Here is a 948-nt window from a genome sequence, read left to right as displayed (position 1 = left end):
AATAACTGTTGTTTCTCTGATAGTATTTTTCACATTAACCGCAGTTAAGATGAAGAATAATGGTGCGGAAGGAGAGACTTGAACTCTCACACCTTACGGCGCTAGAACCTAAATCTAGTGCGTCTACCAATTCCGCCACTTCCGCAATGATCAACTGCCGCAGCAATTCATCTAAATATGGCAGGTCTACCTGGATTCGAACCAGGGTATGACGGCATCAAAAGCCGTTGCCTTACCGCTTGGCGATAGACCTACAGTGCTTAAATACATAAGCGTGCTTGTTGGGTAGTAACAAGACTTTTTAATCAGAGAGAATGGTGCGGAAGGAGAGACTTGAACTCTCACACCTTACGGCGCTAGAACCTAAATCTAGTGCGTCTACCAATTCCGCCACTTCCGCATATTGTCAGTTACGAATAACTGTTGTCTCTGATGTTATTTTCCAATTAAGTATAGGTAAATACTTAGTTGAAGAATAAATGGTGGCTACAACGGGATTCGAACCTGTGACCCCATCATTATGAGTGATGTGCTCTAACCAACTGAGCTACGTAGCCAACGTAAAATACCAATTAATAATATTCACTAGGAATAAAGTTAATCGTTATTTTTTAAATAGTGGCAGGTCTACCTGGATTCGAACCAGGGTATGACGGCATCAAAAGCCGTTGCCTTACCGCTTGGCGATAGACCTACAGTGTGCTTTTTCAAGCTATCTCTCAACTCTATTGAGAGAATGGTGCGGAAGGAGAGACTTGAACTCTCACACCTTACGGCGCTAGAACCTAAATCTAGTGCGTCTACCAATTCCGCCACTTCCGCATTTTATCAATGTTTAACATTGATTTTCAATCTTATAATAAAATTGAAATGGTGGCTACGACGGGATTCGAACCTGTGACCCCATCATTATGAGTGATGTGCTCTAACCAACTGAGCTACGTAGCC

The 948-nt window shown here is 42.5% G+C and carries 7 tRNA genes; all 7 read right to left on the bottom strand.

Features of this window, described 5'->3' with window-relative positions:
* Window positions 1-60: 60 nt before the first annotated feature.
* The 7 genes from BTO21_RS08985 to BTO21_RS08955 all read right to left on the bottom strand — a co-directional run bounded on the left by BTO21_RS08985 (window position 61) and on the right by BTO21_RS08955 (window position 948).
* Window positions 61-145 (bottom strand) — tRNA-Leu (locus tag BTO21_RS08985).
* Window positions 146-178: 33 nt separating this feature from the next.
* Window positions 179-253 (bottom strand) — tRNA-Gln (locus tag BTO21_RS08980).
* A gap of 62 nt (window positions 254-315) precedes the next feature.
* A tRNA-Leu gene (locus BTO21_RS08975) sits at window positions 316-400 on the bottom strand.
* An 80-nt stretch (window positions 401-480) separates the two neighbouring features.
* Window positions 481-557, bottom strand: a tRNA-Met gene (locus tag BTO21_RS08970).
* 62 nt (window positions 558-619) lie between these two features.
* Window positions 620-694, bottom strand: a tRNA-Gln gene (locus BTO21_RS08965).
* Between the two features lie 43 nt (window positions 695-737).
* A tRNA-Leu gene (locus BTO21_RS08960) sits at window positions 738-822 on the bottom strand.
* A 49-nt stretch (window positions 823-871) separates the two neighbouring features.
* Window positions 872-948: transfer RNA gene (locus BTO21_RS08955), tRNA-Met, on the bottom strand.

It is taken from the genome of Photobacterium phosphoreum, from assembly GCF_002954725.1.
Classification (GTDB): domain Bacteria; phylum Pseudomonadota; class Gammaproteobacteria; order Enterobacterales; family Vibrionaceae; genus Photobacterium; species Photobacterium phosphoreum.
This window is presented reverse-complemented; position numbering and strand designations above follow the sequence as displayed.